Below are 26431 nucleotides of genomic sequence, written 5' to 3'. Positions count from 1 at the left end.
ACGGCCATGTACAAGCAAGTACGAGCCGGGATTTTTGAGAAAATGTTTCAATGTTTGTAGACGTCACGTCGATTACCGATCCTCACGACCAGGATACAAACCACTTGGTCCTGGATCTCCGAGATGATGCGGTAGTCGCCGACACGGTACTTCCAGAAATCTCCCAACTTGGAACCCTTCAAGGCCTCGCCAATACTGCGAGGATCCTCAAGATCCGCCACGCGCCCTCTGAGAAATTTCAGAATTCGCTGTACCGTCTGTGGGTCGAGTTTGCTCAGTTCTTTGGCCGCAGAAGATTCAAACTCAATCTTCCACGCCATACTGCCGCTCCAACTCTTCCAGCGTTACGGTTTGACTTCGGCCAGACCGAACATCCGCCAAGCGTTGCTCGGCCAGGTAGATATCCTCAAGATGATCAAGGTGTTCGAGGATCGCTTCTCGGGCATAAAATGTCTTGGTGCGACCGGTCGCGGTCGCCAAAGCTTGCAGACGGCTCTCGATCTCCACGGGCAGACGGATGGCGAGCATGTTGTGTACTCCCTCATAAGAATTGCTATACACGTATAGCTTAACAGTTCACCAGCCAACAGCGGCTGCCTTTCATCGGAAGCAGACTGACCTTCCAAGGCAAAAAAAACCCCGATCAAGCCGTGACAGGATCGGGGTGAGAGAGTGTGTCCGCAGAGACCCGCGCCGAGGGTGACCAAACCGTCGACAGGTCTACTGGTATCCAGTGTGCTCGCTTGCCCTGCCCGCGAGTTAGCCGAAAACGACCTGTTCATAGGTATCAGAGCCACTCGGGCAATCGGCTCTTGCCGACACTGCGCAGGGCTACCAGAATCGAAGCACGATCACATCGGAACAAGGACCAGCGCCATGATGTACGCGGATTTGATTGACCAGGAAGACCTGTTGGGCCAGCTCAAGTCCCTCGGCCTGCAAGTGCCGAGCGGTGCCACCGCCGAGCAAGCCTGCGAATGTGCGGTACGCGGCCTGGACGACGCCAGGGCCTATGAGCTGCGCAAGATGGTCAAGGATATGTACACCAGCAGCGCGACGATCTTGCCGGCCGTGCGCCAGGCGATAGACAAGCAGTTGTTGCCGGCGCTGGCGCGGTATCAGCAGACGCGGCCCTGACAGACCCGCCCTGTAAGCTTTCTGCCGCAAGCTGATTTTTCTGCATCGTTTGCAAAACTTTCAGCGATCTTGAAGGCCTCTTCGCGGGCAAGCCCTGCTCCTACAATCCTGCGTCGTGCGCCAATGCTGCGCACGCCGCGAAACTGTAGGAGCAGGGCTTGCCCGCGAATGAAGGCGACCCGGGCTTAGAGCCTCACGCTGGCAAACGTCGACTCATTACGCGCCTGGCTCAACGCCGACATCGGCCCGGACAACGGCGCCAATACCAACGCCTGCGGAATCGGCATCATCGCCACCTGCTGCGTAGTGTTGGAACCCACACGCTCGTCACGCGGCGGAATACCGAAGTACTCGCGGTAGCACTTGGAGAAGTGCGGCGTCGAAACAAACCCGCACACCGACGCCACTTCGATAATCGACATCGGCGTCTGCTTGAGCAACTGCCGCGCCCGGATCAAGCGCAGTTTCAGGTAGTAGCGCGACGGCGAACAATGCAGGTACTTCTGGAACAACCGCTCCAGCTGTCGACGGGACACGGCGACATACACCGCCAGCTCGTCCAGGTCGATCGGCTCTTCCAGGTTGGCTTCCATCAGCGCGACGATTTCCTGCAGCTTCGGCTGGTTGGTGCCGAGCATGTGCTTGAGCGGCACACGCTGGTGATCCTGTTCATTACGGATACGCTCGTAGACGAACATCTCCGAAATCGCCGCCGACAACTCACGACCATGATCACGGCTGATCAGGTGCAACATCATGTCCAGCGGCGCGGTGCCGCCGGAGCTGGTGAAGCGGTTACGGTCGAGGGTGAACAGGCGGGTACTCATGGCCACGCGTGGGAAGGCTTCCTGCATCGAAGCCAGACATTCCCAGTGCACGCTGCAATCGAAACCGTCGAGCAACCCGGCGCAGGCCAGGGCCCAACTGCCGGTGCACACGGCGCCGAGGCGGCGCGATTGACGCGCCTGGCTCTGCAACCAGGACACATGTTCACGGGTGACGGTGCGTTGAATGCCGATGCCGCCGCAGACAATCACGGTGTCCATGGCCGGCGCTTTGTGCATGGAGGCATCAGGGGTGATCTGCAGGCCGTCGCTGGCCCAGACCTGTCCGCCGTCGACGCTCAGGGTCGTCCAGCGATACAGCTCGCGGCCGGACAATTGGTTGGCCATCCGCAGGGGTTCTACGGCGGAAGCCAGGGAAATGAGCGTGAAATTGTCCAGCAGCAGGAAGCCGATGGATTGAGGCGCACGGTTCTGGGGTTGAGCCCCGGGCTGGAACGACGTCATCGCGAAATCTCCTCACACAAAGCGGGTGATGGCCTCAGGCGGAGGCTCTTGTTATGGCCCTCGATCTCTCGCGGAGAGGGGCTTTGCAATGACAGAGCAATTGCCATGCCGAAAGTTGAATGGGTATTCAATAACTCCTGAAAACGACGTCGCGGTGTGTCTATATAGCCCTTGCCACGAGTGCGGGTTATAAGGCGTGGGAAAGGTCTGTAAGCGCCCGGCTCAAGGGGCTTGAGCACTTCGGTAGCACTTGTGTTCCGGGCGCTGAGCGGCGCCGGGAAGGAGTGTCACCGCAAGCACGGTCGACCGGCGGTAACGGGGTGAAAAGCGGGTGTTGCGAAGGGCTACCAGTTACCTGTTTGCGACGCGCCAAAAGGTGGCGCGCCTTGGGGTGAATGGGCGATTTGTGCACAGGTTTTATTCTATGTTGCCTGGGCTGACGTCTTCGCGGGCAAGCCCTGCTCCTACAGTTTTTCGTCGTTCACAGAACTTGTGTACGCCACCACCCTGTAGGAGCAGGGCTTGTCGGATCGCCGCACCGCCGCGAAAGGGCCGGCACAATCACTACATCCCCTGGATCAGCACTCCACGGCACTGACCGCCAACCCACCCCGCGAAGTCTCTTTATATTTGTCATGCATATCGGCCCCGGTATCGCGCATGGTGCGGATCACCCGGTCCAGGGAAATAAAGTGCTGACCATCACCACGCAAGGCCATCTGCGCCGCATTGATCGCTTTCACCGCCGCAATCGCATTACGCTCGATGCACGGCACCTGCACCAACCCGCCGACAGGATCGCAAGTCAGCCCCAGATTGTGTTCCAGACCGATTTCCGCCGCGTTGCACAACTGCTCCGGCGTCGCCCCAAGCACCTGCGCCAACCCCGCCGCCGCCATGGCGCAAGCCGAACCCACTTCACCCTGGCAACCGACCTCGGCTCCCGAGATCGAGGCGTTCTTCTTGCACAGGATGCCCACCGCCGCCGCCGCGAGGAAATAGTCGACGACATTGGCCTCGGTCACCACCTCGCTGAACTTCATGAAGTAATGCAGCACCGCCGGGATAATCCCCGCCGCGCCGTTGGTCGGCGCCGTGACCATGCGCCCGCCCGCCGCGTTCTCTTCGTTGACCGCCAGGGCGAACAGGTTCACCCACTCCATCGCACTCAAGGTCGAGCCGATCACATTGGGCTTGTTCAGTTCCTGCAGGCTGCGGTGCAACTTGGCCGCGCGCCGGCGCACATTCAAACCGCCAGGCAGGATGCCTTCGTGCTTGAGCCCCTGCTCCACACAATCCTGCATCGCCCGCCAGAGTTTCATCAGGCCACTGCGAATCTCGTCCTCACCCCGCCAGACCTTTTCATTGGCCAGCATCAGTTCGGCAACGCTCAGGCCATGTCGCTGACACAACTCGAGCAATTCCACCGCGCTGGAAAAATCATACGGCAGCACCGTGCGGTCCATGTCCGCCACGCCGCTTTCCGCCTGGGCCTGGTCGACGACAAAACCGCCGCCCACCGAGTAGTAGGTATCGCGATGCAGTTCTTTACCTTCTTCGCCGAAAGCGACCAGGGTCATGGCATTGGGGTGAAAGGCCAGGTTCTCGTCGATCAGGCGCATGTCCCGCGCCCAGACAAACGGAATCGCCAGGCGGTTATCCAGCAGCAAGGTGTCGGTTTCCCGCAAGGTGGCGATGCGCAGGCCGATCTGCGACGGATCGATCGCATCCGGCCATTCGCCCATCAGGCCCATGATCACCGCGTTGTCGCTGCCATGACCGATGCCGGTGGCCGACAGCGAACCGTAAAGCTGCACTTCAACCCGCGTCACCTGCTCCAGTTCGCCACGCTCACGCAGCCCCTGGACGAACAACGCCGCAGCGCGCATAGGCCCCACGGTATGGGAGCTGGAAGGGCCGATGCCGATCTTGAACAGGTCAAACACGCTGATTGCCATTGTTGCGAAGTCCTCTGAGTGCCTGTTCCAGACGCCTGAGCGTCCGGTGGCGAAGCTGCTACGCTCAAGCATCGCAATCCGCCGGGATAAAGCATCATCAGCCTTTTGAAAGCCCACACGACGTCTCACACCGACGCACCCATGCCCAGCAACGCCAGCGTCCGCGCACAGGTAATTTTCGGCGTTTTTTTGCGGCGCAGAGGGGAAAAAAGGCCGGAAAAAAGCTGTAAACGACCTCACCGACACTGGAAGCGACCCTCCCTGTACTGGATACGACGCACCCTGTAGGCGACAGATTTAGGCTGGTACATGATCAGTCTCGACTCGATTGCAAGGCACCGGGGTAGAGCCGTCCTCAGCGCCTACAACCGCAACACAAAATAACTAAGCGCGATCGTCCAGTCGGACCACTGCCAAAAATAAACATCCAGGAGTCCACCCCATGAAAGGTTCCCCGTCGTTGTTGTTGGCCGCCATGCTGAGTCTGCCGATGCTGGCCCAAGCCGCAGAGCCAGCACAGTGCAGTACCGTTAACTTCTCGGATGTCGGTTGGACGGACATCACCGCCACCACCGCCACCACCAGCGTGGTACTCGACGCCCTGGGCTACAAAACCAAGACCACGATGATTTCCGTGCCGGTGACCTACAAGTCCCTGGCCGACGGCAAGAACATGGACGTGTTCCTCGGCAACTGGATGCCGACCATGGAAAACGACATCAAGGCCTACCGTGATGCCGGCACCGTGGAAACCGTGCGCACCAACCTCAAGGGCGCCAAGTACACCCTCGCCGTCCCTCAAGCGCTGTACGACAAGGGCCTGCATGACTTCGCCGATATCGCCAAGTTCAAGAAGGAACTGGACGGCAAGATCTACGGCATCGAGCCGGGCAACGACGGCAACCGCCTGATCCAGAGCATGATCGACAAGAACGCCTTCGGCCTGAAAGACGCCGGCTTCAAGGTCGTCGAGTCCAGCGAAGCCGGCATGCTCTCGCAGGTCGACCGTGCGCAGAAACGCGACACCGCCGTGGTCTTCCTGGGCTGGGCGCCGCACCCGATGAACAAGCGCTTCAAGATCGAATACCTCACCGGTGGTGATGAGTACTTCGGCCCTGACTTCGGCGCCGCGACCGTCCTGACCAACACCCGCAAGGGCTACACCCAGGAATGCAGCAACGTCGGCCAACTGCTGAAGAACCTCGAGTTCACCGTCGACATGGAAAGCTCGCTGATGGGCAACATCCTCGACGACAAGATGAAGCCTGAAGCCGCTGCCAAGGCGTGGCTGAAGAAGAACCCACAGGTGTTGACCACCTGGCTGGCGGGCGTGACCACCATTGACGGTAAACCAGGCCTGGAAGCCGTGAAAGCCAAGCTCGCGCAATAACCGCCACGTCCGGGCGGGTTCGCCCGCCTGGACTGGCATTTATTTCCCCGCATGTGGACGTTCAATACCATGCTGACTGAACATAAAATCCCCCTGGGCCAGTACATCGCGGCGTTCGTCGAATGGTTGACGAAGCACGGTGCCAACTACTTCGATTTCATCGCCTCGACGCTGGAAGCGATGATCCACGGCGTGACCTTCGCGCTGGCCTGGTTCAATCCGCTGGCATTGATCGCGCTGATCGCGGCGATCGCCCACCTGATCCAGCGCAAATGGGGGCTGACCGCCTTCGTGATCGCCTCCTTCCTGCTGATCCTCAACCTGGGGTACTGGCAGGAAACCATGGAAACCCTGGCCCAGGTGATGTTCGCCACCCTGGTCTGCGTGGTGATCGGCGTGCCGCTGGGCATTGTTGCCGCGCACAAGCCGATGTTCTACACCCTGATGCGTCCGGTCCTCGACCTGATGCAGACCGTACCGACCTTCGTGTACCTCATTCCAACCCTGACCCTGTTCGGTCTGGGTGTCGTCCCCGGTCTGATCTCCACGGTGGTGTTCGCGATTGCCGCGCCCATCCGCCTGACCTACCTGGGTATCCAGGATGTACCGCAAGAACTGATGGACGCCGGCAAGGCCTTCGGCTGCTCGCGTCGTCAACTGCTCTCACGGATTGAACTGCCCCACGCCATGCCGAGCATCGCCGCCGGTGTCACCCAGTGCATCATGCTGTCGTTGTCGATGGTGGTGATCGCCGCGCTGGTGGGTGCCGATGGCTTGGGCAAACCCGTGGTCAACGCACTGAACACCGCTGATATCGCCCTCGGCTTCGAAGCCGGCCTGGCGATCGTATTGCTGGCAATCATGCTCGACCGTATCTGCAAACAACCCGACGCACAGGTAAGGGGTGACGCATGAGCATCATTCGCTTCGACAAGGTAGACGTCATCTTCTCCAAGAACCCGCGAGAGGCCCTCGCGTTGCTGGACAAAGGCCTCAAGCGTGAAGAGATCCTGAAAAAGACCGGCCAGATCGTCGGTGTGGAAAACGCCAGCCTGGAAATCGAGAAAGGCGAGATCTGCGTGCTGATGGGGCTGTCCGGCTCCGGCAAGTCCAGCCTGCTGCGCTGCATCAACGGCTTGAACACGGTCAGCCGTGGCCACTTGTTCGTCGAGCATGAAGGCCGGCAGATCGACATCGCCAACTGCACCGACGCGGAACTGAAGATGATGCGCACCAAGCGCATCGCCATGGTGTTCCAGAAGTTCGCCCTGATGCCCTGGCTGACGGTGCGCGAGAACATCAGCTTCGGCCTGGAAATGCAGGGTCGTCCTGAAAAGGAACGCCGCCAACTGGTGGACGAGAAGCTGCAACTGGTCGGCCTGGAACAATGGCGCAACAAGAAGCCCGACGAACTGTCCGGCGGTATGCAACAACGCGTGGGCCTGGCCCGCGCCCTGGCGATGGACGCCGATATTCTGTTGATGGACGAACCCTTTTCGGCCCTCGACCCGCTGATCCGCCAAGGCTTGCAGGACGAACTGCTGGACCTGCAACGCAAGCTGCAAAAGACCATCGTGTTCGTCAGCCACGACCTGGATGAAGCCCTGAAGCTGGGCAGCCGTATCGCCATCATGAAAGACGGCCGGATCATCCAGTACAGCAAGCCGGAAGACATCGTGCTCAACCCGGCGGACGAATATGTGCGTACCTTCGTCGCCCACACCAATCCGCTCAATGTGCTGTGCGGGCGCAGCCTGATGCGCACCCTGGACAACTGCAAGCGGGTCAACGGTTCGGTGTGCCTCGACCCGGGCGGCGATTCGTGGATCGACCTGGCCGAAGGCAACACCGTCAAGGGTGCCCGCCAGAACGGTTCCGTCCTGAACCTGCAAAGCTGGGTGCAGGGGCAAGCGGTGGAAGGCCTGGGGCGTACGCCGACCCTGGTGGATTCGAACATCGGTATGCGCGATGCCTTGCAGATCCGCTACCAGACCGGCCACAAGCTGGTGCTGCACGACAACAACAAGGTGGTGGGGATTCTCGGCGACAGCGAGTTGTACCACGCGCTGTTGGGCAAGAACCTCGGTTGAGACCGATGCAAAAACGCCGCGAGCGCATCGCGGCGTCTTTGTTTTCGGAATGTCGTTTTACCGCTGACCGCAGGGGAAGAGCCACCGGATAACGGTGATTTGTCGTAACCTCGGTTTTTTGTTAATTGAACGTTCAATCAAAACAAAATAGACTGGTCCCCATGCCGGTAGCCGCTTCCTGGCTACCAACAGGTCTGAGGAGAGGTGCACGATGCCCAAGGTCGGTATGCAACCCATACGCCGTCAGCAATTGATCGCCGCGACGTTGACGGCGGTCGACCAGGTCGGGATGGCGGATGCCAGCATTGCGCTGATCGCCCGCTTGGCCGGGGTTTCGAATGGCATCATCAGCCACTATTTTCAGGACAAGAATGGCCTGATCGCCGCCACGATGCGCTACCTGATGAATGTCCTGATCGAGAACGTCGCCGCGCGTCGCCTGGCACTGACAGACGACAGCCCGCAGGCCCATCTGCGGGTGATTATCGAAGGCAACTTCGATGCCAGCCAGGTCAATGGCCCGGCCATGAAAACCTGGTTGGCCTTCTGGGCCACCAGCATGCACCACCCGTCTTTGCACAGGTTGCAGCGGATCAACGATCACCGTCTGTATTCGAACCTGTGTTGCCAGTTCCGCCGCGTCCTGCCGCTGCCCGCAGCCCGCAGCGCCGCACGCGGGCTGGCCGCGCTGATCGACGGTTTGTGGTTGCGCGGCGCGTTATCGGGAGACGCTTTCGACACCGCGCAGGCGCAACGGATCGCTTACGAATACATGGATTTCCAACTGGCTAAGCAGGAGCGCTAGAGCACCGGGAAACGCTCGGCCCCTGAACGACTGCCGACCGGTGTTGCCAGAGCCTTACTGGCGTACCTGGCGGTTAACGCCAACCACTTATGCACTTGCGAGGACACTATGGCCCGTTTCGAACTGCAAAAACTCTACATCGACGGCGGTTACTCCGACGCCAGCGGCGATGCCACTTTCGATGCCATCAACCCGGCTAACGGTGAAGTTCTCGCCAAAGTGCAACGCGCGACCAAGGAAGACGTCGAGCGGGCCGTGGTCAGTGCCGAGAAGGGCCAGAAAATCTGGGCCGCGATGACCGCCATGGAGCGTTCGCGCATCCTGCGTCGCGCCGTCGACATCCTCCGTGAGCGCAACGACGAACTGGCCGCCCTGGAAACCCTCGACACCGGCAAGGCTTACTCGGAAACCCGTTATGTCGACATCGTCACCGGTGCCGATGTGCTGGAGTACTACGCAGGCCTGGTGCCCGCCATCGAGGGCGAGCAGATTCCGCTGCGCACCACCTCGTTCGTCTACACCCGTCGCGAGCCGCTGGGCGTGGTGGCCGGTATCGGTGCATGGAACTACCCGATCCAGATCGCCCTGTGGAAATCCGCCCCGGCCCTGGCCGCCGGCAACGCAATGATCTTCAAGCCAAGTGAAGTCACTTCGCTGACCACCCTGAAACTGGCCGAGATCTACACCGCGGCCGGCGTACCGGACGGCGTGTTCAACGTACTGACCGGCAGCGGCCGTGAAGTCGGCACCTGGATGACCGAGCACCCGCGTATCGAAAAAGTCTCCTTCACCGGCGGCACCGACACCGGCAAGAAAGTCATGGCCAGCGCTTCCAGCTCGTCGCTCAAGGACGTGACCATGGAACTGGGCGGCAAGTCGCCGCTGATCATTTTCGACGACGCTGACCTCGATCGCGCCGCCGACACCGCGATGATGGCCAACTTCTACAGCTCCGGCCAGGTCTGCACCAACGGCACCCGCGTGTTTGTGCCGAGCCATCTGAAAGCTGCGTTCGAAGCCAAGATCGTCGAGCGTGTGGCGCGGATTCGCGTCGGTAACCCGGAAGACGAGAACACCAACTTCGGCCCGCTGGTCAGCTTCGCCCATATGGAAAGCGTGCTGGGCTACATCGCCAAGGGCAAGGAAGAAGGCGCGCGCCTGCTGTGCGGCGGCGAACGCCTGAGCGCCGGTGAGTTCGCCAAGGGCGCCTTTGTCGCGCCGACCGTGTTCACCGATTGCAGCGATGACATGACCATCGTCCGCGAAGAAATCTTTGGCCCGGTGATGAGCATCCTCAGCTACGAAACCGAAGAAGAAGTGATCCGCCGCGCCAACGACACCGACTTCGGCCTGGCCGCCGGGGTGGTGACCCGCGACCTGAACCGCGCCCACCGCGTGATTCATCAACTGGAAGCCGGTATCTGCTGGATCAACGCCTGGGGCGAGTCCGACGCCAAGATGCCGGTCGGCGGCTACAAGCAGTCGGGGGTCGGCCGTGAAAACGGCATCAGCTCGCTGAACAACTTCACCCGGATCAAATCGGTACAGGTCGAGTTGGGTGACTACGCCTCGGTGTTCTAAGACCCGAGTCTTGTATTGCCCGTAAGGCCGTCTTCGCGGCGATGCGGCGACCCGACAAGCCCGACCCACTTCAACGAGGGCTGCATTTCATGTCCCAAGAATTCGATTACATCATCATCGGTGCCGGCTCCGCCGGTAACACCCTGGCCACCCGCCTGACCGAAGACGCCGGTGTCACCGTCCTGCTGCTCGAAGCCGGCGGCCCCGACTACCGCTTCGACTTTCGCACCCAGATGCCCGCCGCCCTGGCCTTCCCGCTGCAAGGCCGGCGCTACAACTGGGCCTACGAAACCGATCCGGAACCGCATATGGACGGTCGCCGGATGGAATGCGGTCGCGGCAAGGGCCTCGGCGGCTCCTCGCTGATCAACGGCATGTGCTACATCCGTGGCAACGCCCTGGACTACGACGGCTGGGCCAAGCTGCCCGGCCTGGAAGACTGGGCCTACCTCGACTGCCTGCCGTATTTCCGCAAGGCCGAAACCCGTGACATCGGTCCCAACGACTATCACGGCGGCGAAGGCCCGGTCAGCGTGACCACGCCCAAGGCCGGCAACAACCCGCTGTTCCACGCCATGGTCGAAGCCGGCGTGCAGGCCGGTTACCCGCGTACCGTCGACCTCAACGGCTACCAGCAGGAAGGTTTCGGTCCGATGGACCGCACCGTCACGCCCAAGGGCCGTCGCGCCAGCACCGCCCGTGGTTACCTGGACACGGCCAAGCAGCGCTCGACCCTGACCATCGTCACCCACGCCCTGACCGACAAGATTCTGTTCGAAGACAAGCGTGCGGTCGGCGTGCGTTACCTGCTGGGTTCGGCCGAAGAACCGGTCGAAGTCCGCGCCCGCAAGGAAGTCCTGCTGTGCAGCGGCGCCATCGCCTCGCCGCAGATCCTCCAGCGCTCCGGCGTCGGCCCGGCCAAGCTCCTGCAAAGCCTGGATATCCCGGTGGTCCACGACCTGCCCGGCGTCGGTGAAAACCTCCAGGACCACCTGGAGCTGTACCTGCAATACGCCTGCACCCAGCCAGTCTCGCTGTACCCGTCGCTACTGTGGTGGAACCAGCCGGCCATCGGTGCCGAATGGCTGTTCAACGGCACCGGCATCGGCGCCAGCAACCAGTTCGAAGCCGGCGGTTTCATTCGCACCCGCCCGGAATTCGAGTGGCCGAATATCCAGTACCACTTCCTGCCGGTGGCGATTAACTACAACGGCAGCAACGGCGTGAAAGAGCACGGCTTCCAGGCGCACATGGGTTCCATGCGTTCGCCGAGCCGCGGTCGGGTGCAGGCCAAGTCCAAGGACCCGCGCCAGCACCCGAGCATCCTGTTCAACTACATGGCCACCGAGCAGGACTGGCAGGAATTCCGCGACGGCATCCGCCTGACCCGGGAAATCATGCAACAGCCGGCCCTGGATATTTACCGTGGGCGTGAAATCAGCCCGGGGATCGAGGTGCAGACCGACGAGCAACTGGACCAGTTTGTCCGCGAGCACGCCGAGACCGCCTTCCACCCGTCCTGCTCGTGCAAGATGGGCACCGACGAGATGGCGGTGGTCGATAGCCAGGGTCGCGTGCATGGCATGCAAGGCCTGCGGGTGGTCGACGCGTCGATCATGCCGATCATCACCACCGGCAACCTGAACGCGCCGACGATCATGATCGCCGAGAAAATCGCCGACAAGATCCGTGGCCGCCAGCCACTGCCGCGCAGCAAGGCCGACTACTATGTGGCGGGTGAGGCGCCGGTACGCGGCAAGCCGCTGCGTGAAGTGAGCCGCACTGCGCAGTAATCCCTGAAAAGCTTCGCGGGCAAGCCCTGCTCCTACAGTTTTTTGTCGTTCACAGAATTTGTGTACGCCACCACCTTGTAGGAGCAGGGCTTGCCCGCGAATGCGTCAGTTCAGGTAACATCAATCTCCCACCACACAACGTAAACAATCCCCACACCGCCCTACCCTTGCTCCTACCCACCGCGCAGGCCTAATCTAATGGCGCGCAAACGTTTCACCCCCGCCCCAATTCGACACACCGCCACATTGCTGGCCACGAGGCTTTCCCATGTTTGATGTCGTATCTTCGAGCAAATGGCCCACCGGCTACCTGATCAATCCCAACCCCGAGCCCATGGACCCCAAGTGGCTGACGGAATTCAGCAAAATCCCGGCCGCCGCGGTCAGCGACTGCCTCGGTCGTAACGTCGGTGGGCTGGGCCTGCGACCGTTCCACGGCAACACCCCGATGCTCGGCAATGCCCTGACCGTACGCGTGCGCCCGGGCGACAACCTGATGATCCTCAAGGCCATGCAGATGGCCCGTCCGGGCGATGTGCTGGTGATCGACGGCAGCGCCGACCTGACCCGCGCCGTGTTCGGCGGCATCATGCGCGCCATGGCCCTCAAGGCCGGTATCGTCGGCGTGGTGATCAACGGCGCCCTGCGCGACCTCGACGAATGGCAGACCGGCGAACTGCCGGCCTACGCCATCGGCGGCGTGCACCGTGGCCCGAGCACCGACGGCGGTGGCGAGATCAACGTACCGATTTCCTGTGCCGGCATGCTGGTGACCCCGGGCGACCTGATGATCGGCGACGGTGACGGCGTTGTCGCCGCGGCCCGCTCCGAACTGCCGGAGTTGCTGATCCGCTGCCACGACCTGCTGGCGCGGGAAAAGGCGACGCTGGCGGCGATTGAAGCCGGCACCCTGGACCCGGACCGCTTCGACGCGATCCTGCGCGCCAAGGGCTGCCCGCTCTAAGGTCAACAGCCTCAAGAGCTTCGCGGGCAAGCCCTGCTCCTACAGTTTTTCGTCGTTCACGGCACTTGTGTACGACACTACCCTGTAGAAGCAGGGCTTGCCCGCGAAGAGGCCCTCCCGAACACCCCGCACAAGGAGGTTCCCCATGTTCGACTTCCACCCCCAGCTCAAGCAACGGTTCGCCGGCTTGCGCACGGGCGCTGAATTCTTCTCGCTGCGTTACGTGCGCGAATCCGGCCAATACCTGTCGGTGCGCAAGAACGTCGCGGAACCCCCAAGCCTGCGCCTCGACGAAGGCGCGATGCTGACCGTCCGCGTCAACGGCGTCGAAGCCTATGCCGCGACCAACGACCTGTCCCAGGCCGGCCTGCAAAGCGCCCTCGAACGTGCCGAAAACTACGCCCGCCTGATGGCCCCCCACGCCCTGCTCGACCTGCGCCAACAGGCCGTGTCCAGCGACCGCGCCGATTACCGCTCGCCCCAGCTCGACCAGCCCTTCCCGTCCCTGAGCGACTGCTACGCCCTGCTCGGCGCCGAATCCGCCGCCGTGCCCAAGGATGAGCGGCTGGTCAACTGGGAAGTCAGTCTCGGCCTGACCCAGGTCGAACAGATCTACCTCAACAACGCCGGCGCCGAACTGCGCCAGGCCCTGCGCTTCGTCTACCCGGGCCTGAGCGTCACCGCCTACGACGGCGCGGACAGCCAGACCCGCACCCTGGGCCGGGAAAACTTCGGCCAGCAAGGCAGCGCCGATGTCATCGGCCGCTCCGGACTGATCGGCGCCGGCACCCGGATAGCCGACCAGGCCCTGCAATTGCTACTGGCGCCCAATACCCCGCAAGGCCCGCGCGACCTGCTGCTGACCCCGGACCAGATGATCCTGCAGATCCACGAATCCATCGGCCACCCGCTGGAGCTGGACCGCATCCTCGGCGACGAGCGCAATTACGCCGGCACCAGCTTCGTCAAGGCCAGCGACTTCGGCAGCCTGCAATATGGCTCGGCGCTGCTCAACGTGACCTTCGATCCGACCATCGCGCAACAACTGGCCAGCTACGGCCATGACGACGACGGCACCCCAGCCCACAAGGAATTCCTGATTCGCGAAGGCCGCCTGCTGCGTCCATTGGGCGGCGCGCTGTCGCAGTTCCGCTCCGGCCTCGACGGCGTCGCCAACAGCCGCGCCTGCAGCTGGAACCGCGCGCCCATCGACCGCATGGCCAACCTCAATATCGAACCGGGCGACCAGTCCTTCGCCCAACTGGTCGGCGGTATCGAGAAAGGCATCCTGATGTCCACCAACCGTTCCTGGTCCATCGACGATGCCCGCAACAAATTCCAGTTCGGCTGCGAGTGGGGCCAGCTGATCGAAAATGGCGAGCTCAAGGGCGTGGTGAAGAATCCCAACTACCGGGCAATTTCCGCACAGTTCTGGCGCAATCTCAGCGCCGTCGGCAACGCCGAGACCTTCCAGGTCCTGGGCACGCCGAATTGCGGCAAGGGCGAGCCGAACCAGGTGATCCGCGTCGGGCATGCCTCGCCCGCCTGCGTCTTCAGTAATGTCGATGTGTTTGGAGGAGATGCCTGATGAGTACTTCACTGAGTCAGGTCGAACACTTCCGCGCGCTGGTCGAGGGTTTGCAGAAACAACTGCACGCCACGGAACGTTTCACCCTGGGTTATGCCGCCGAGTCGTCGGACTTTATCCGTTTCAATCACGGCCGGGTGCGCCAGGCCGGGCAGGTGCAACAGGCCAGCTTGAGCTTCAAGCTGATCGACGACGGTCGCCACGCCGACTTGCAGATCACCCTCTCCGGCGAACCTGAGCCGGACCGTCAGCGCCTGGCGGACGGTCTGCAACAACTGCGCGAAATCCTCCCGCTGTTGCCGGCGGACCCGTACCTGCTGCTCAACCACAACGCCTGGCAAAGCCAGAACGTGCAGAGCCATCCGTTGCCGGAGACGGCGCGAGTACTGGAGGAAATCAGCCGCGCCTCGGTCGGCCTGGACCTGGTCGGGTTCTACGCCGCCGGTCCCATCAGCCGGGGCTTTGCCAGTTCCGACGGGGCCTTTGGCTGGCACCAGGCCAATAGTTTCAACTTCGACTGGAGCCTGTTCCACGAAAACGGCCAGGCGGTGAAAGCCAGCTACGCCGGCCATGACTGGAACAGCGACGGCTTTGCCCGGCGCTTCCAGCAGGCCCGTGAGCAACTCGAGTTTCTCGGCCGACCGTTGCGCACCCTGGCGCCGGGCGAGTATCGCGCCTACCTGGCACCGGCGGCGCTGGAAGAAGTCATGGGCATGCTCAGTTGGGGCGGTTTCTCGGCCCAGGCCATTGGTAGCAAGCACAGTCCGCTGCAGAAGCTTTACGCGGGTGAAGCCAGCTTCAGTCCCAGCGTCTGGCTCAGCGAGCAGATCAGCGGTTCGTTGAGCCCGGCGTTTTCCAACGAAGGCTATCCGCGTGCCGATGTGTCGTTGGTGGCCGCGGGCGCGGCGGACCAGCAGTTGATCAACTCCCGCAGTGCCGCCGAGTACGGGCTGACCACCAACGGTGCCAGCGGCGGCGAGTATCCCGGTGCCTTGCAGATGCGCGCCGGGCAACTGGCCCAGGCCGATATTCTCAAGCGACTGGGCACCGGCTTGTATATCAGCAACCTGTGGTACCTGAACTACTCGGACCAACCGGCGGCGCGGATGACCGGCATGACCCGCTTCGCCACCTTCTGGGTGGAGAACGGCGAGATCCAGGCGCCGGTCAGCACCATGCGCTTCGATGACAGTGTCTACAGCCTGTTGGGCAGCCAGTTGGAAGCCCTGACCCAGGAACGCGAGCTGCTGCTGTCGGCGAGCACCTACGACCAGCGACAGACCGCGTCGAACCTGCTGCCGGGGGCGTTGATCAGCAAGTTGACCCTGACCCTGTAAACCTGGAGTCCGCTCTCACGGACACCGCAAAACCTGTAGGAGCAGGGCTTGCCCGCGAAGCTTTTAGCGCTCTCAAGGGCCTATTCGCGGGCAAGCCCTGCTCCTACAGGTCCGCGGCGGTCACAAGATCTCTGACCGAAACACCCGCATACCTATCCGTTCAGTCAGTTGCCCTGACGCCGCCCGGCGCGCTATATATCCCTCTGTTTTTTTCACACTATCAAAACGCCACCCTCATACGGCAACACCCAGAGAAACCAGACTCGACCCGCGATTTCCTTACTCAATGCCGCACCTCTTTCATCCCCCGAAAGTGCTTTGCTGGAGCTTGATATGAATCATGGAAGCTTTGTCATCAACAACCTGTACCGGCACTTCAACATCCATGTCGAACGTATCGGCGACGATCCCCGGCGCAAGACGGTACTGCTGGTCAACGGTGCCCTGGCCACCACCAGCTCTTTCACCCGTACCGGCAAGTGCCTGGCCGACCACTTCAACGTGGTGCTGTTCGACCTGCCCTTTGCCGGGCGCTCACAACCCTACAATCCCGATCCGGGGTTGGTGACCAAGGACGACGAGGTGGAGATCCTCCTGGCCCTGGTGCAGCGCTTCGAGGTCAATCACCTGGTGTCCGCCTCATGGGGCGGCATTTCCACCCTGCTGGCCCTCACCCGGCACCCGCCGACCATCGAAAGCTCGGTGGTGATGGCCCTGGCGCCCGACCTGAATCCACCGATGCGGGCGTATGTGCAGCGCGTCCACGAACTGATCGCGGTGGACGACAAATCCGCCATCGGCCACCTGCTCAACGACACCGTCGGCCACTTCCTGCCACCACGCCTCAAGGCCACCAACCACCAGCACCTGTCCTCGATGCCCAGCACCGAATACCGCCAGGCGCGCTTTCATATCGACCAGGTGCTGCAGCTCGGCGACGGTAATTACCTGCGGGCCTTGTCCGCGATCCAGAGCCCGGTGCATTTCATCAATGGCGCCAAGGACATCTACACCCCGGCCGCAGGTGCGCGGGTGTTCCAGGAATATATCCCCCGCAGCAGTTTCTCCGTCGCCGAAGACACCGGCCATTTGCTCGACCTGGAATCACGCCAGGCCGCCAACGCGGTGCATCAGGCTTTGCTGGGGTTTCTGCTGTCGCACGGATAGCATCGCGTCCTGTAGGAGCCGGCTTGCTGGCGATCCAGGCGACGCGGTCCATCAGGCACACCGCGTCATCGTTCATCGCCAGCAAGCCGGCTCCTGCAGGTGGCGGGTGTGTTCAAGATCTCCGGCAACGAGCACACGCCTACACCGTTCCTGACCGATCAGGCATACTGCAACTACGTAGCCAGCTAACAAACAGAGCCGCCCATGCCTGATCGTGCCCCACTCGACGTAACGACCGCTCGCTGGCTACCGTGGGTGGTAGCCATTGCCTTCTTCATGCAGTCCCTCGACGGAACCATCCTCAACACCGCACTGCCCGCCATGGCCCTCGACCTGGCGGAAAACCCCCTGCGCATGCAGGGCGTGGTGATCGCCTACATGCTCACCGTGGCCCTGCTGATCCCGGCCTCGGGATGGGTTTCCGACCGCTTCGGCACCAAACGCATCTTCTTCAGCGCGATCCTGCTGTTCAGTATCGGCTCCCTGCTCTGCGCCCTGTCGAGCTCGCTGAACATGCTGGTGGGCGCGCGGATCATCCAGGGCCTCGGCGGTTCGCTGATGCTACCGGTCGGCCGGCTGGTGGTGCTGCGGGCCTACCCGCGTTCGGAGCTGGTGCGGATCATGGGGTTCATCACCATACCCGGCCTGCTCGGCCCGTTGATCGGCCCGACCATGGGCGGCTGGATGGTGCAGTACCTGACCTGGCACTGGATTTTTTTGATCAACCTGCCGGTGGGCCTGCTCGGCTGCTACGCGGTGTGGAAGTTCATCCCGGACCTGCGCGGCAGCGAGCGCACGCGCTTCGACGGCATCGGCTTCCTGCTGTTCGGCGCGGCGATGCTGCTGATCACCATCGCCATGGAGGGCCTGGGCGAGCTGCAACTGCCGCACCTGCGGGTGATGTTGCTGCTGTTCGCAGGCCTCGCCTGCCTGGCGGCGTATTGGCTGCGGGCCGGGCATATCGATAATCCGTTGTTCGCGCCGTCCTTGTTCAAGACCCGGACCTTTGCCGTGGGCATCCTCGGCAACCTGTTCGCCCGCCTGGGCAGCGGCGCCCTGCCGTTCCTGGTGCCGTTGCTGCTGCAAGTGGCCCTGGGTTATTCGCCGTCCCAGGCCGGGATGAGCATGCTGCCCCTGGCGGCGGCGGCGATGTTCGCCAAGTCGATCGCACGGCCGCTGATCGAGCGCCTGGGTTATCGCATCGTGCTCACCGGCAACACCCTGGCCCTGGGCATCATGCTCGCGGTCATGGGCCTGGTCACCGAGCAAACGCCTTACCCCTTGTTGCTGGTCATGCTGGCGATTGCCGGGGCGATCAACTCGCTGCAGTTCACGGCGATGAACACCGTGACCCTGATCGATCTCGACGACAAGTCCGCCAGCAGCGGCAACAGCCTGCTGTCGGTGGTGGCGCAATTGTCCCTGAGCCTCGGGGTGGCCTGCGCCGGCGCCCTGCTCGGCGGCTTTACCGCCGCGGTCGGCAACGATGGCGTGGAGACGGTGCTCGGTGCGTTCCAGCTGACCTTCCTCACCGTGGGCATCATGGCGATGCTGGCGGCGACGATTTTCCTGCAGCTTTCACCCCAGGACGGGCGGCGGGCCAGGGTGGTTCAGGAGCAGCATATCGAGCACTAATGGGACATTGAAAACACCACGGATCCTGTAGGAGCAGGGCTTGTCGGGACGCCCCACCGCAGTGAAGGGGCCGTGAGATCGCTAAAAGCTTCGCGGGCAAGCCCAGCTCCTACAGGTTCTGCGGCGGTCATAGGCTCTGCGCCTACTGGCAAAGAAGATGTACGGGCAGTATTTGGCTACTTTTCGTCCAGAATTTGCAGCGCCGCCAGTCGGGACTGATACACTGCGCGACATTTTGTTTTGCAGGCCAGTCCCGTGACCACCATCGCCACCGCGTTTAACTCTTTGCCACTGTCCGCCGCCATGCTGGCTAACCTCGACTCCCTCGGTTATGCCCAGATGACGCCGATCCAGGCGCAAAGCTTGCCGGTGATCCTCAAGGGCATGGACCTGATCGCCCAGGCCAAGACCGGCAGCGGCAAGACCGCCGCCTTCGGCATCGGCCTGCTGAACCCGATCAACCCGCGCTTCTTCGGTTGCCAGGCGCTGGTGATCTGCCCCACTCGCGAGCTGGCCGACCAGGTCGCCAAGGAAATCCGCCGCCTGGCCCGCGCCGAAGACAACATCAAGGTCCTGACCCTCTGCGGCGGCGTGTCCCTCGGGCCGCAGATCGCCTCCCTGGAACACGGCACCCACATCATCGTCGGCACCCCGGGGCGCATCCAGCAGCACCTGCGCAAGGGCTCGCTGGTCCTGCACGGCCTCAACACCCTGGTTCTCGACGAGGCCGATCGCATGCTCGACATGGGTTTCTACGACGCCATCGAGGAAATCATTGCGCAGCTCCCGGAACGTCGGCAGACCCTGCTGTTCTCCGCCACCTATCCGGTGAGCATCAAGCAGCTGGCCTCCAAGTTCATGCGCAACCCGCAGCAGGTCAAGGCCGAGGCGATGCATGCCGACAGCCAGATCGAGCAGCGCTTCTACGAGATTTCCCCGGAAGAGCGCATGGAAGCCGTGGTCAAGGTGCTCAACCATTTCCGGCCTGAGTCCTGCGTGGCGTTCTGCTTCACCAAGCAGCAGGTCCAGGAAACCGTCGACCACCTGACCGCCAAGGGCGTGTCCGCCGTGGCCCTGCACGGTGACCTGGAACAGCGTGACCGCGACCAGGTCCTGGCGATGTTCGCCAACCGCAGTATCTCGGTGCTGGTGGCCACCGATGTGGCGGCCCGTGGCCTGGATATCGATGCCCTGGACATGGTGATCAACGTCGAGCTGGCCCGTGATTCGGAGATGCATATCCACCGCGTCGGCCGTACCGGTCGGGCGGGCGAGACCGGCCTGGCGATCAGCCTGGTGGCGCCGTCCGAAAGCCTGCGCGCGCGGGCCATCGAGGAAGTGCAGAAGTCGCCGCTGAACTGGGACCAGCTCGACAACCTCAAGTCCCAGGGCGGCAGCCCGCTGCTGCCGGCCATGAGCACCCTGTGCATCGCTGCCGGGCGCAAGGACAAGGTCCGTCCGGGCGACATCCTCGGTGCCCTGACCGGCGACGCCGGGATTCCCGGTGCCCAGGTCGGCAAGATCGCGATTTTCGACTTCCAGGCCTACGTGGCGGTGGAGCGCGGCGTCGCCAAGCAGGCCTTGCAGCGCCTGAACGACGGCAAGATCAAGGGCCGCTCGCTGCGCGTGCGGATTCTCTGAAAAAGGACATCGTTGTGCCCGTTACTGAAGTTGTGATCATCGGCGCCGGTGCCGCCGGCTTGATGTGCGCCTTTACCGCCGCCGCCCGCGGGCGCCAGGTGATGCTGATCGACCACGCCAACAAGGCCGGCAAGAAAATCCTGATGTCCGGCGGTGGTCGCTGCAATTTCACCAATATGTACAGCGAACCCGGCAACTTTCTCTCGCAGAACCCGCACTTCTGCAAGTCGGCCCTGGCCCGCTACACCCAGTGGGATTTCATCGCGATGGTGGCCAAGCACGGCGTGCCCTATCACGAGAAAAAACTCGGCCAGCTGTTCTGCGACAACAAGTCCAGCGACATCCTCGGCATGCTCCTCGACGAGTGCGACCAAGCCGGCGTCAGCCTGCACCTGGACACCGCCATCCAGCACATCGAAAAGCTGGAAAGCGGCTACCTGCTGCAAACCACCCTCGGCCAGATCACCTGCCAATCCCTGGTGATCGCCACCGGCGGCCTGTCAATCCCGACCCTGGGCGCCACCGGCTTCGGTTATCAGGTGGCCAAGCAGTTCGGTCACCAGGTGTTACCGACCCGCGCCGGGCTGGTGCCGTTCACCATTACCGATCAACTCAAGGCCCTCTGCACCGAGCTGTCCGGGACCTCGGTGGATTGCCTGGTGAGCTGCAACGAGCAGAGCTTCCGGGAAAATATCCTGTTTACCCACCGCGGCCTCAGCGGCCCGGCGATCCTGCAGATTTCCTCATTCTGGAATCCCGGCGATACGCTGCATATCAACCTGCTGCCGGACCACGACGCGCTGGACTGGCTGCAACAGCAGCAGGCCGAACGGCCCAACAGCGAACTGAAAACCCTGCTGGGCGAGTTGTTCACCAAGAAGATGGCCAATCTGCTGGCGGACCACTGGTTCGTCTCCAAACCGATGAAGCAGTACACCCCGGCGGAGTTGGCCGAGGTCGCGCAGAAGCTCGGCGACTGGCGACTGGTCCCGGCCGGCACCGAAGGTTATCGCACCGCCGAAGTGACCCTGGGCGGTGTCGACACCCGGGAAGTGTCGTCGAAAACCATGGAATCGCTGAAAAGCCCGGGGCTGTATTTTATCGGTGAAGTGCTGGACGTCAGCGGCCACCTGGGCGGCTTCAATTTCCAGTGGGCCTGGGCCTCGGGCTATGCGGCGGCGCAATTCGCCTGATCCTTGGGACAATCGCTGATCACGGAACAAATTTTGCTGTAGACGATGTGGCGCCATTGTAATGCCGCCCGTCTACCCATCATTCAGATCAATCGCTTGGCAGGCTCTCTCACCTTCATGGCATCCACCTCGTTCAACCAGTCCCTGCGCCGTCTCTGGGCGCTGGACAAATTCAGCTATAGCGTTCGGGTGTTTATCGCCCTGACCGGCATCATGACCCTGTGCTGGTTCCAGAACGAGATGAAGCTCCTGATCCCGTTGTTCCTCGGAGTCATCGCCAGCGCCCTGGCCGAGACCGACGACAGTTGGCAAGGCCGCCTCAACGCCCTGGCGGTGACGCTGGTGTGCTTCAGTGTCGCGGCGTTCTCGGTCGAGTTGCTGTTTCCCTATCCCCTGGTCTTCGTCTGCGCCATGGCCCTGGCGGCCTTTGCCCTGACCATGCTCGGCGCCCTGGGCGAACGTTATGGCGCGATAGCCTCGGCAACCCTGATCCTCTCGGTCTACACCATGATCGGCGTCGACCAGCGCGGCGGCGAAGTCGCCAACCTCTGGCACGAGCCGATGCTGCTGGTGACCGGCGCGGCCTGGTACGGCGTGCTCTCGGTGCTCTGGCAGGCGATGTTCTCCAACCAGCCGGTGCAACAGAGCCTGGCCAGACTGTTCCGCGAACTGGGTTACTACCTCAAGCTCAAGTCCTCGCTGTTCGAACCGATCCGCCAACTGGACGTCGAGGCCCGGCGCCTGGAGCTGGCCCAGCAGAACGGCAAGGTGGTGGCGGCGCTGAACAGCGCCAAGGAAATCATCCTGCACCGGGTCGGCAATGGTCGGCCGGGGTCGAAGGTCAGCCGCTACCTGAAGCTGTACTTCCTCGCCCAGGATATCCACGAGCGCGCCAGTTCCTCGCACTACCCGTACAACGCCCTGGCCGAAGCGTTCTTCCACAGCGACGTGCTGTTCCGCTGCCAACGCCTGCTACGCGAGCAAGGCAAGGCCTGCCAGGCCCTGGCGGTGTCGATCCAACTGCGCCAGCCGTTCGTCTACGACGCCAGCTTCGCCGAAGCCCTGGGCGACCTGCACGCCTCCCTGGAACACCTGCGCATCCAGAGCAACCCGGCCTGGCGCGGCCTGCTGCGTTCGCTGCGGGCCCTGGCGGCCAACCTCGGCACCCTCGACCGCCTGTTGAGCGACGCCAGCAACCCCGACAGCCTCGCCGACGCCACCGACAGCAGCCTGCTGGACCGTTCACCGCGTAATTTCAAGGATGTCTGGACGCGCCTGCGCACCCAACTGACCCCGACTTCGCTGCTGTTCCGCCACGCCCTGCGCCTGCCGCTGGCGCTGAGCATCGGCTACGGCATGGTGCACCTGGTGCACCCGTCCCAGGGCTACTGGATCATCCTCACCACACTGTTCGTCTGCCAGCCGAGCTATGGCGCCACCCGGCGCAAACTGGGCCAGCGGATCCTCGGCACGGCCATTGGCCTGACCGCCGCCTGGGCCTTGTTCGACCTGTTCCCGAGCCCGTTGATCCAGGCCTTGTTCACCATCGCCGCCGGGGTGGTGTTCTTTATCAACCGCACCACCCGCTACACCCTGGCGACTGCCGCCATGACCCTGACGGTGCTGTTCTGTTTCAACCAGGTGGGCGACGGCTACGGCCTGTTCCTGCCGCGCCTGCTCGACACCCTGCTCGGGGCACTGATCGCAGGCCTGGCGGTGTTCCTGTTCCTGCCGGACTGGCAAGGTCGGCGCCTGAACAAGGTGCTGGCCAATACCCTGAGCTGCAACAGCCTGTACCTGCGCCAGATCATGCGCCAGTACGCCCAGGGCAAGAGCGACGACCTCGCCTACCGCCTGGCCCGACGCAACGCCCATAACGCCGACGCGGCGCTGTCGACCACCCTGGCCAACATGTTGATGGAGCCGGGGCACTTCCGTAAGGAAGCCGACGTGGGATTCCGCTTCCTGGTGCTCTCGCACACCTTGCTCAGCTACCTGTCGGGACTCGGCGCGCACCGCGACAATCAGTTGCCGGAGGCGGTGCGCGATCATCTGCTCGAGGGTGTCGGCGCGACGCTGGCGGCGAGTATCGAAGAAGTCGCCACGGGCCTGGCGAACAAGACCCCCATCGCCATTCAAAGCGATGCCGAGGAAGCCTTGGCCAATGAGTTGGAACAGATGCCGGACGAGATCGACGAGATCCAGCGGCTGGTGCAGACCCAGCTGGCGTTGATCTGCCGCCAGCTAGGACCGTTGCGTACCTTGGCGGCGCACCTGATCAAGGATCCGGAAGAAAGCTGAGGCCTGTCACATCCCGTGCAGCTTGAGCAGCCGATCATAGCTGCCGTCGGCCTTCATCGCCGCGATCTCGCGGTCGAAGCCGGCGACAATCTGCTCATGCTGCGGGTTCTTCAGGCTGACCAGGATATGCAGGCTGTTCTCGCTCAGCGGCTTGGGCAGGAACTCCACGGCGTTGCGCACCCGTGGCGCCTCGCTCTTGAGGTAATAACGCGCCACATACTCGTCTTCCAGGGTCAGCTTCACGCGGTCCGCCGCGAGCATGCGCACGGCCATGGCAAAGTTGTGCACCGGGATCTTCTGCAACTGGGTGTCACCGTCAAAATCGGCGCTATAGGCGTAGTCACGCACCACCGCAATCGGCAGGTCATGCAACTGGCCCAGGTTATCGAACTCGATGGCCGACTCCTTGCGCTTGAGAAACAGCACACGGTTGACCAGGTACTCGGCCGAGAACTGCCCCAGCAAGGTGCGTTCGTCGCTGTACCAGGCATTGATCAGCACGTCATAGCGCCCTTCGCCCACGCCCTTGAGCGCACGCGCCCAGGGCACCTGCTCGAAGTCGCTGGCATAGCCGGCCCGCGCCAGCGCCGTGATGACGATATCGGTGGCCAGGCCACCGTTGACCAGCGTCGCGTCGGTAAACGGCGGCCAGCCATCGGCCACCAACCGTAACTTGTCCGCGGCGGCGCCCTGTGAAAGCAGCAGCAATCCAAGCAAAACAAAAGCTCGATGCAATCGCGGCATGCTAAAGATCCTTAGCGGGCACTTAGCCCAACAGAGTTAGCCGAAGCCGGAGGAGCACATCCAAAAGCAACCGGCTACCTCCCTGGTCCTAACATTAGCTCATCCGAGCCAGAGCAAAAGCACGGCTTGGCAGATTACACAAAGATGACGATGGCGAGCAAAGCCAATGATATCAAGTAGCCGCCAGTGAACCGAAATACCGGTTCAGGATTCCCTGCAAGGAGCTTTCCAGCTCCGGCCCTCTCGGGCAATAGAAATCCGCGGTTGGCGACCTCGGATAACGCGCTTAGTATCGCTATCAAGTTATTGAATCCAGAGGCGAGCATGACCATCGACTGGCTCTGCAAATACCATGGCGACCTGAGCAAGGAACAGTTGTACAGCATCCTGCAACTGCGGACCGAAGTCTTCGTGGTCGAGCAAAAATGTCCCTACCAGGAAGTCGATGGGCGTGACCTGGAGGGCGACACCTGCCATCTGATGGGCTGGCGCGATGATCGACTGGTGGCTTACCTGCGTCTGCTCGACCCGGAATCCCAGGGGGGTGACGTGGTGATCGGGCGGGTGGTGATCGCCCCCGAGGCTCGCGGCCAGGGGTTGGGGCATGAGCTGATGGCCCAGGCGTTGAAGCAGGCCGGGAAGCTTTGGCCGCAAGTGCCGATCTATCTGTCGGCCCAGGCGCACCTGCAGAATTATTACGGGAGCTATGGGTTCGAGGTGGTGGGCGAGGTGTATCTGGAAGACGATATTCCGCATATCGGTATGCGCAAAAGCTGAGGTTTTTGGTGTTCTCCAGGGCCTCTTCGCGGGCAAGCCCTGCTCCTACAGTTATGTGTCGAACACACCTTTTGTGTACGGCCCAACTTTGTAGGAGCAGGGCTTGCCCGCGAAGAGGCCGGCACAGGCGCCACAAACTCAGGGATAACCCAGCACCTGCTTGATCGAAACCAGGTTGCGACCAATCCAACTCTTGTCGATCGCCCCCCAACTACGAATCCGGTATTGCCCGGCGTGATTGCGCGCGCCGTCTTCCTGCTCAAACTCACAAACAATGTCCAGGTCCGCCAGGGCCACGATCGTATCCTGCGCCGTGCGCCGTGGCATGCCCGTGGCTTCGGTCAGGGCCGGAACGCTGCTGGCAATCTCGCTGTCGATCAACCATGCCACGTACAGACGGCGGTAGAAACTGCTCTTGGTCTTGCTGACGTCCATCCGGTAATCCTTAGGGTTGACCTTCCAATGCTTCGACTCAAGCGCACACTCGGCGCCTACGGAGTTGCAGATTTGCCCTGCAGATCGCGCCAGGTCAGGTACACCCGCAGGTCGAACTCCAACTGGTGATAACCGGGCTGCATGTATTCGCACAGCTGGTAGAAGGCCTTGTTGTGATCGGATTCCTTCAGGTGCGCCAACTCGTGCACCACGATCATCTTCAGAAACTGCGGCGCCGCCTCCTTGAACAGCGAGGCGATGCGGATTTCCTTCTTGGCATTGAGCTTGCCGCCCTGGACCCGCGAAATCGCCGTGTGCAGGCCGAGGGCGCGATGGGTCAGGTCGAGGCGGTTATCGAAGAGCACCTTGTCGATGGCCGGCGCATTGCGCAGATGTTCCTGCTTCAACGCCAGGGCATAGCTGTACAACGCCTTGTCGCTCTGCACCGCATGCCGCTCCGGATAACGCTGGCTCAGGTAGTCGCCCAGGGCATCCCGGGCGATCATCTGGCGGACCTGTTCCTGCAAGGACGTGGGATAAGCCTGAAGGTATTTCAGCACAGTCATGACAGGCCTTACGTACACCGAAAAAGAAACCAGTGTAGCG

The 26431-nt window shown here is 62.3% G+C and carries 23 protein-coding genes; 16 read left to right on the top strand and 7 right to left on the bottom strand.

Going from position 1 to position 26431, the window contains the following annotated elements:
- Window positions 1-47 precede the first annotated feature (47 nt).
- Window positions 48-320, bottom strand: a complete 273-nt coding sequence (locus M5C01_RS22985; RefSeq protein WP_152741119.1) for a type II toxin-antitoxin system RelE/ParE family toxin — start codon at window positions 318-320, stop codon at window positions 48-50.
- Window positions 304-528 carry a TraY domain-containing protein gene (locus tag M5C01_RS22980; RefSeq protein ID WP_103499516.1) on the bottom strand — a complete coding sequence of 75 codons (225 nt, stop codon included), beginning with the start codon at window positions 526-528 and terminating at the stop codon, window positions 304-306. Before M5C01_RS22980 ends, M5C01_RS22985 begins: the two co-directional genes overlap by 17 nt.
- A gap of 348 nt (window positions 529-876) precedes the next feature.
- Between M5C01_RS22980 and M5C01_RS22975 the strand changes: the two genes are divergently transcribed.
- The gene (locus M5C01_RS22975; protein WP_103499517.1) at window positions 877-1137 is read left to right on the top strand and encodes a hypothetical protein; all 261 of its coding nucleotides are present in this window, start codon (window positions 877-879) and stop codon (window positions 1135-1137) included.
- 185 nt (window positions 1138-1322) lie between these two features.
- On the opposite strand, the gene M5C01_RS22970 is transcribed toward M5C01_RS22975, so the two are convergent.
- Both M5C01_RS22970 and M5C01_RS22965 read right to left on the bottom strand, forming a co-directional pair.
- Window positions 1323-2426, bottom strand: a complete 1104-nt coding sequence (locus tag M5C01_RS22970; RefSeq protein WP_103499851.1) for a GlxA family transcriptional regulator — start codon at window positions 2424-2426, stop codon at window positions 1323-1325.
- A 578-nt stretch (window positions 2427-3004) separates the two neighbouring features.
- On the bottom strand, window positions 3005-4384 hold the full coding sequence (locus M5C01_RS22965) for an L-serine ammonia-lyase (protein WP_152741120.1): 1380 nt from the start codon (window positions 4382-4384) through the stop codon (window positions 3005-3007).
- 442 nt (window positions 4385-4826) lie between these two features.
- Between M5C01_RS22965 and M5C01_RS22960 the strand changes: the two genes are divergently transcribed.
- The 14 genes from M5C01_RS22960 to yccS all read left to right on the top strand — a co-directional run bounded on the left by M5C01_RS22960 (window position 4827) and on the right by yccS (window position 23869).
- Complete coding sequence (locus tag M5C01_RS22960) at window positions 4827-5774, top strand: choline ABC transporter substrate-binding protein (RefSeq protein ID WP_103498301.1); 948 nt, start codon at window positions 4827-4829, stop codon at window positions 5772-5774.
- A 69-nt stretch (window positions 5775-5843) separates the two neighbouring features.
- The gene (choW, locus tag M5C01_RS22955; protein WP_103498304.1) at window positions 5844-6689 is read left to right on the top strand and encodes a choline ABC transporter permease subunit; all 846 of its coding nucleotides are present in this window, start codon (window positions 5844-5846) and stop codon (window positions 6687-6689) included.
- Window positions 6686-7864 (top strand): choline ABC transporter ATP-binding protein, encoded by a 1179-nt coding sequence (choV, locus tag M5C01_RS22950; RefSeq protein WP_152741121.1) that lies wholly within the window; start codon window positions 6686-6688, stop codon window positions 7862-7864. Before choW ends, choV begins: the two co-directional genes overlap by 4 nt.
- A gap of 211 nt (window positions 7865-8075) precedes the next feature.
- The gene (betI, locus tag M5C01_RS22945; RefSeq protein WP_152741122.1) at window positions 8076-8669 is read left to right on the top strand and encodes a transcriptional regulator BetI; all 594 of its coding nucleotides are present in this window, start codon (window positions 8076-8078) and stop codon (window positions 8667-8669) included.
- 108 nt (window positions 8670-8777) lie between these two features.
- Complete coding sequence (betB, locus tag M5C01_RS22940) at window positions 8778-10250, top strand: betaine-aldehyde dehydrogenase (protein ID WP_152741123.1); 1473 nt, start codon at window positions 8778-8780, stop codon at window positions 10248-10250.
- A gap of 89 nt (window positions 10251-10339) precedes the next feature.
- Complete coding sequence (betA, locus tag M5C01_RS22935) at window positions 10340-12043, top strand: choline dehydrogenase (protein ID WP_152741124.1); 1704 nt, start codon at window positions 10340-10342, stop codon at window positions 12041-12043.
- Window positions 12044-12311: 268 nt separating this feature from the next.
- The gene (locus M5C01_RS22930; protein WP_103498132.1) at window positions 12312-13007 is read left to right on the top strand and encodes an RraA family protein; all 696 of its coding nucleotides are present in this window, start codon (window positions 12312-12314) and stop codon (window positions 13005-13007) included.
- A 145-nt stretch (window positions 13008-13152) separates the two neighbouring features.
- Complete coding sequence (locus M5C01_RS22925) at window positions 13153-14595, top strand: TldD/PmbA family protein (RefSeq protein WP_152741125.1); 1443 nt, start codon at window positions 13153-13155, stop codon at window positions 14593-14595.
- Complete coding sequence (locus M5C01_RS22920) at window positions 14595-15932, top strand: metallopeptidase TldD-related protein (protein WP_152741126.1); 1338 nt, start codon at window positions 14595-14597, stop codon at window positions 15930-15932. Before M5C01_RS22925 ends, M5C01_RS22920 begins: the two co-directional genes overlap by 1 nt.
- A gap of 333 nt (window positions 15933-16265) precedes the next feature.
- Entirely contained in the window at window positions 16266-17099 is an 834-nt protein-coding gene (locus M5C01_RS22915; RefSeq protein WP_152741127.1) for an alpha/beta hydrolase, read from the top strand.
- A 204-nt stretch (window positions 17100-17303) separates the two neighbouring features.
- Window positions 17304-18734, top strand: coding sequence for a multidrug transporter subunit MdtD (gene mdtD / locus M5C01_RS22910; protein ID WP_152741128.1), 1431 nt, complete (start codon window positions 17304-17306; stop codon window positions 18732-18734).
- 303 nt (window positions 18735-19037) lie between these two features.
- Window positions 19038-20375, top strand: a complete 1338-nt coding sequence (gene dbpA / locus M5C01_RS22905; protein WP_247263367.1) for an ATP-dependent RNA helicase DbpA — start codon at window positions 19038-19040, stop codon at window positions 20373-20375.
- 14 nt (window positions 20376-20389) lie between these two features.
- Window positions 20390-21568 (top strand): NAD(P)/FAD-dependent oxidoreductase, encoded by a 1179-nt coding sequence (locus M5C01_RS22900; protein ID WP_177100724.1) that lies wholly within the window; start codon window positions 20390-20392, stop codon window positions 21566-21568.
- Between the two features lie 117 nt (window positions 21569-21685).
- Window positions 21686-23869 carry a YccS family putative transporter gene (gene yccS, locus M5C01_RS22895; protein ID WP_152741130.1) on the top strand — a complete coding sequence of 728 codons (2184 nt, stop codon included), beginning with the start codon at window positions 21686-21688 and terminating at the stop codon, window positions 23867-23869.
- A 6-nt stretch (window positions 23870-23875) separates the two neighbouring features.
- Here yccS and M5C01_RS22890 read toward each other — a convergent pair whose 3' ends face one another.
- Window positions 23876-24613: a transporter substrate-binding domain-containing protein gene (locus M5C01_RS22890; protein WP_152741131.1), complete on the bottom strand. Its 738-nt coding sequence runs from the start codon at window positions 24611-24613 to the stop codon at window positions 23876-23878.
- Window positions 24614-24937: 324 nt separating this feature from the next.
- On the opposite strand from M5C01_RS22890, the gene M5C01_RS22885 reads away from it, so the two are divergent.
- Complete coding sequence (locus M5C01_RS22885) at window positions 24938-25390, top strand: GNAT family N-acetyltransferase (protein WP_152741132.1); 453 nt, start codon at window positions 24938-24940, stop codon at window positions 25388-25390.
- A 138-nt stretch (window positions 25391-25528) separates the two neighbouring features.
- On the opposite strand, the gene M5C01_RS22880 is transcribed toward M5C01_RS22885, so the two are convergent.
- Together M5C01_RS22880 and M5C01_RS22875 are read right to left on the bottom strand one after the other, a co-directional pair.
- Complete coding sequence (locus M5C01_RS22880) at window positions 25529-25825, bottom strand: winged helix-turn-helix domain-containing protein (protein ID WP_152741133.1); 297 nt, start codon at window positions 25823-25825, stop codon at window positions 25529-25531.
- 56 nt (window positions 25826-25881) lie between these two features.
- Complete coding sequence (locus tag M5C01_RS22875; RefSeq protein ID WP_152741134.1) at window positions 25882-26391, bottom strand: M48 family metallopeptidase; 510 nt, start codon at window positions 26389-26391, stop codon at window positions 25882-25884.
- Window positions 26392-26431: the final 40 nt, after the last annotated feature.

Source organism: Pseudomonas sp. MWU12-2319 (genome assembly GCF_023242525.1).
GTDB classification, from domain to species: Bacteria; Pseudomonadota; Gammaproteobacteria; order Pseudomonadales; family Pseudomonadaceae; genus Aquipseudomonas; species Aquipseudomonas gingeri_D.
The sequence above is the reverse complement of the archived record's forward strand: the minus strand, read 5'-3'. Positions and strand labels throughout refer to the sequence as shown.

Bases quoted from the DNA above. Each gene is read 5' to 3' on its own strand.
- betI (WP_152741122.1), top strand. From the start codon at position 8,076: ATGCCCAAGGTCGGTATGCAACCCATACGCCGTCAGCAATTGATCGCC.
- M5C01_RS22885 (WP_152741132.1), top strand. From the start codon at position 24,938: ATGACCATCGACTGGCTCTGCAAATACCATGGCGACCTGAGCAAGGAA.
- choV (WP_152741121.1), top strand. From the start codon at position 6,686: ATGAGCATCATTCGCTTCGACAAGGTAGACGTCATCTTCTCCAAGAAC.
- M5C01_RS22920 (WP_152741126.1), top strand. From the start codon at position 14,595: ATGAGTACTTCACTGAGTCAGGTCGAACACTTCCGCGCGCTGGTCGAG.
- betB (WP_152741123.1), top strand. From the start codon at position 8,778: ATGGCCCGTTTCGAACTGCAAAAACTCTACATCGACGGCGGTTACTCC.
- M5C01_RS22925 (WP_152741125.1), top strand. From the start codon at position 13,153: ATGTTCGACTTCCACCCCCAGCTCAAGCAACGGTTCGCCGGCTTGCGC.
- betA (WP_152741124.1), top strand. From the start codon at position 10,340: ATGTCCCAAGAATTCGATTACATCATCATCGGTGCCGGCTCCGCCGGT.
- M5C01_RS22965 (WP_152741120.1), bottom strand. From the start codon at position 4,384: ATGGCAATCAGCGTGTTTGACCTGTTCAAGATCGGCATCGGCCCTTCC.
- M5C01_RS22975 (WP_103499517.1), top strand. From the start codon at position 877: ATGATGTACGCGGATTTGATTGACCAGGAAGACCTGTTGGGCCAGCTC.
- M5C01_RS22875 (WP_152741134.1), bottom strand. From the start codon at position 26,391: ATGACTGTGCTGAAATACCTTCAGGCTTATCCCACGTCCTTGCAGGAA.
- M5C01_RS22930 (WP_103498132.1), top strand. From the start codon at position 12,312: ATGTTTGATGTCGTATCTTCGAGCAAATGGCCCACCGGCTACCTGATC.
- M5C01_RS22890 (WP_152741131.1), bottom strand. From the start codon at position 24,613: ATGCCGCGATTGCATCGAGCTTTTGTTTTGCTTGGATTGCTGCTGCTT.
- yccS (WP_152741130.1), top strand. From the start codon at position 21,686: ATGGCATCCACCTCGTTCAACCAGTCCCTGCGCCGTCTCTGGGCGCTG.
- mdtD (WP_152741128.1), top strand. From the start codon at position 17,304: ATGCCTGATCGTGCCCCACTCGACGTAACGACCGCTCGCTGGCTACCG.
- M5C01_RS22970 (WP_103499851.1), bottom strand. From the start codon at position 2,426: ATGACGTCGTTCCAGCCCGGGGCTCAACCCCAGAACCGTGCGCCTCAA.
- choW (WP_103498304.1), top strand. From the start codon at position 5,844: ATGCTGACTGAACATAAAATCCCCCTGGGCCAGTACATCGCGGCGTTC.
- M5C01_RS22880 (WP_152741133.1), bottom strand. From the start codon at position 25,825: ATGGACGTCAGCAAGACCAAGAGCAGTTTCTACCGCCGTCTGTACGTG.
- M5C01_RS22915 (WP_152741127.1), top strand. From the start codon at position 16,266: ATGAATCATGGAAGCTTTGTCATCAACAACCTGTACCGGCACTTCAAC.
- M5C01_RS22980 (WP_103499516.1), bottom strand. From the start codon at position 528: ATGCTCGCCATCCGTCTGCCCGTGGAGATCGAGAGCCGTCTGCAAGCT.
- M5C01_RS22985 (WP_152741119.1), bottom strand. From the start codon at position 320: ATGGCGTGGAAGATTGAGTTTGAATCTTCTGCGGCCAAAGAACTGAGC.
- dbpA (WP_247263367.1), top strand. From the start codon at position 19,038: ATGCTGGCTAACCTCGACTCCCTCGGTTATGCCCAGATGACGCCGATC.
- M5C01_RS22960 (WP_103498301.1), top strand. From the start codon at position 4,827: ATGAAAGGTTCCCCGTCGTTGTTGTTGGCCGCCATGCTGAGTCTGCCG.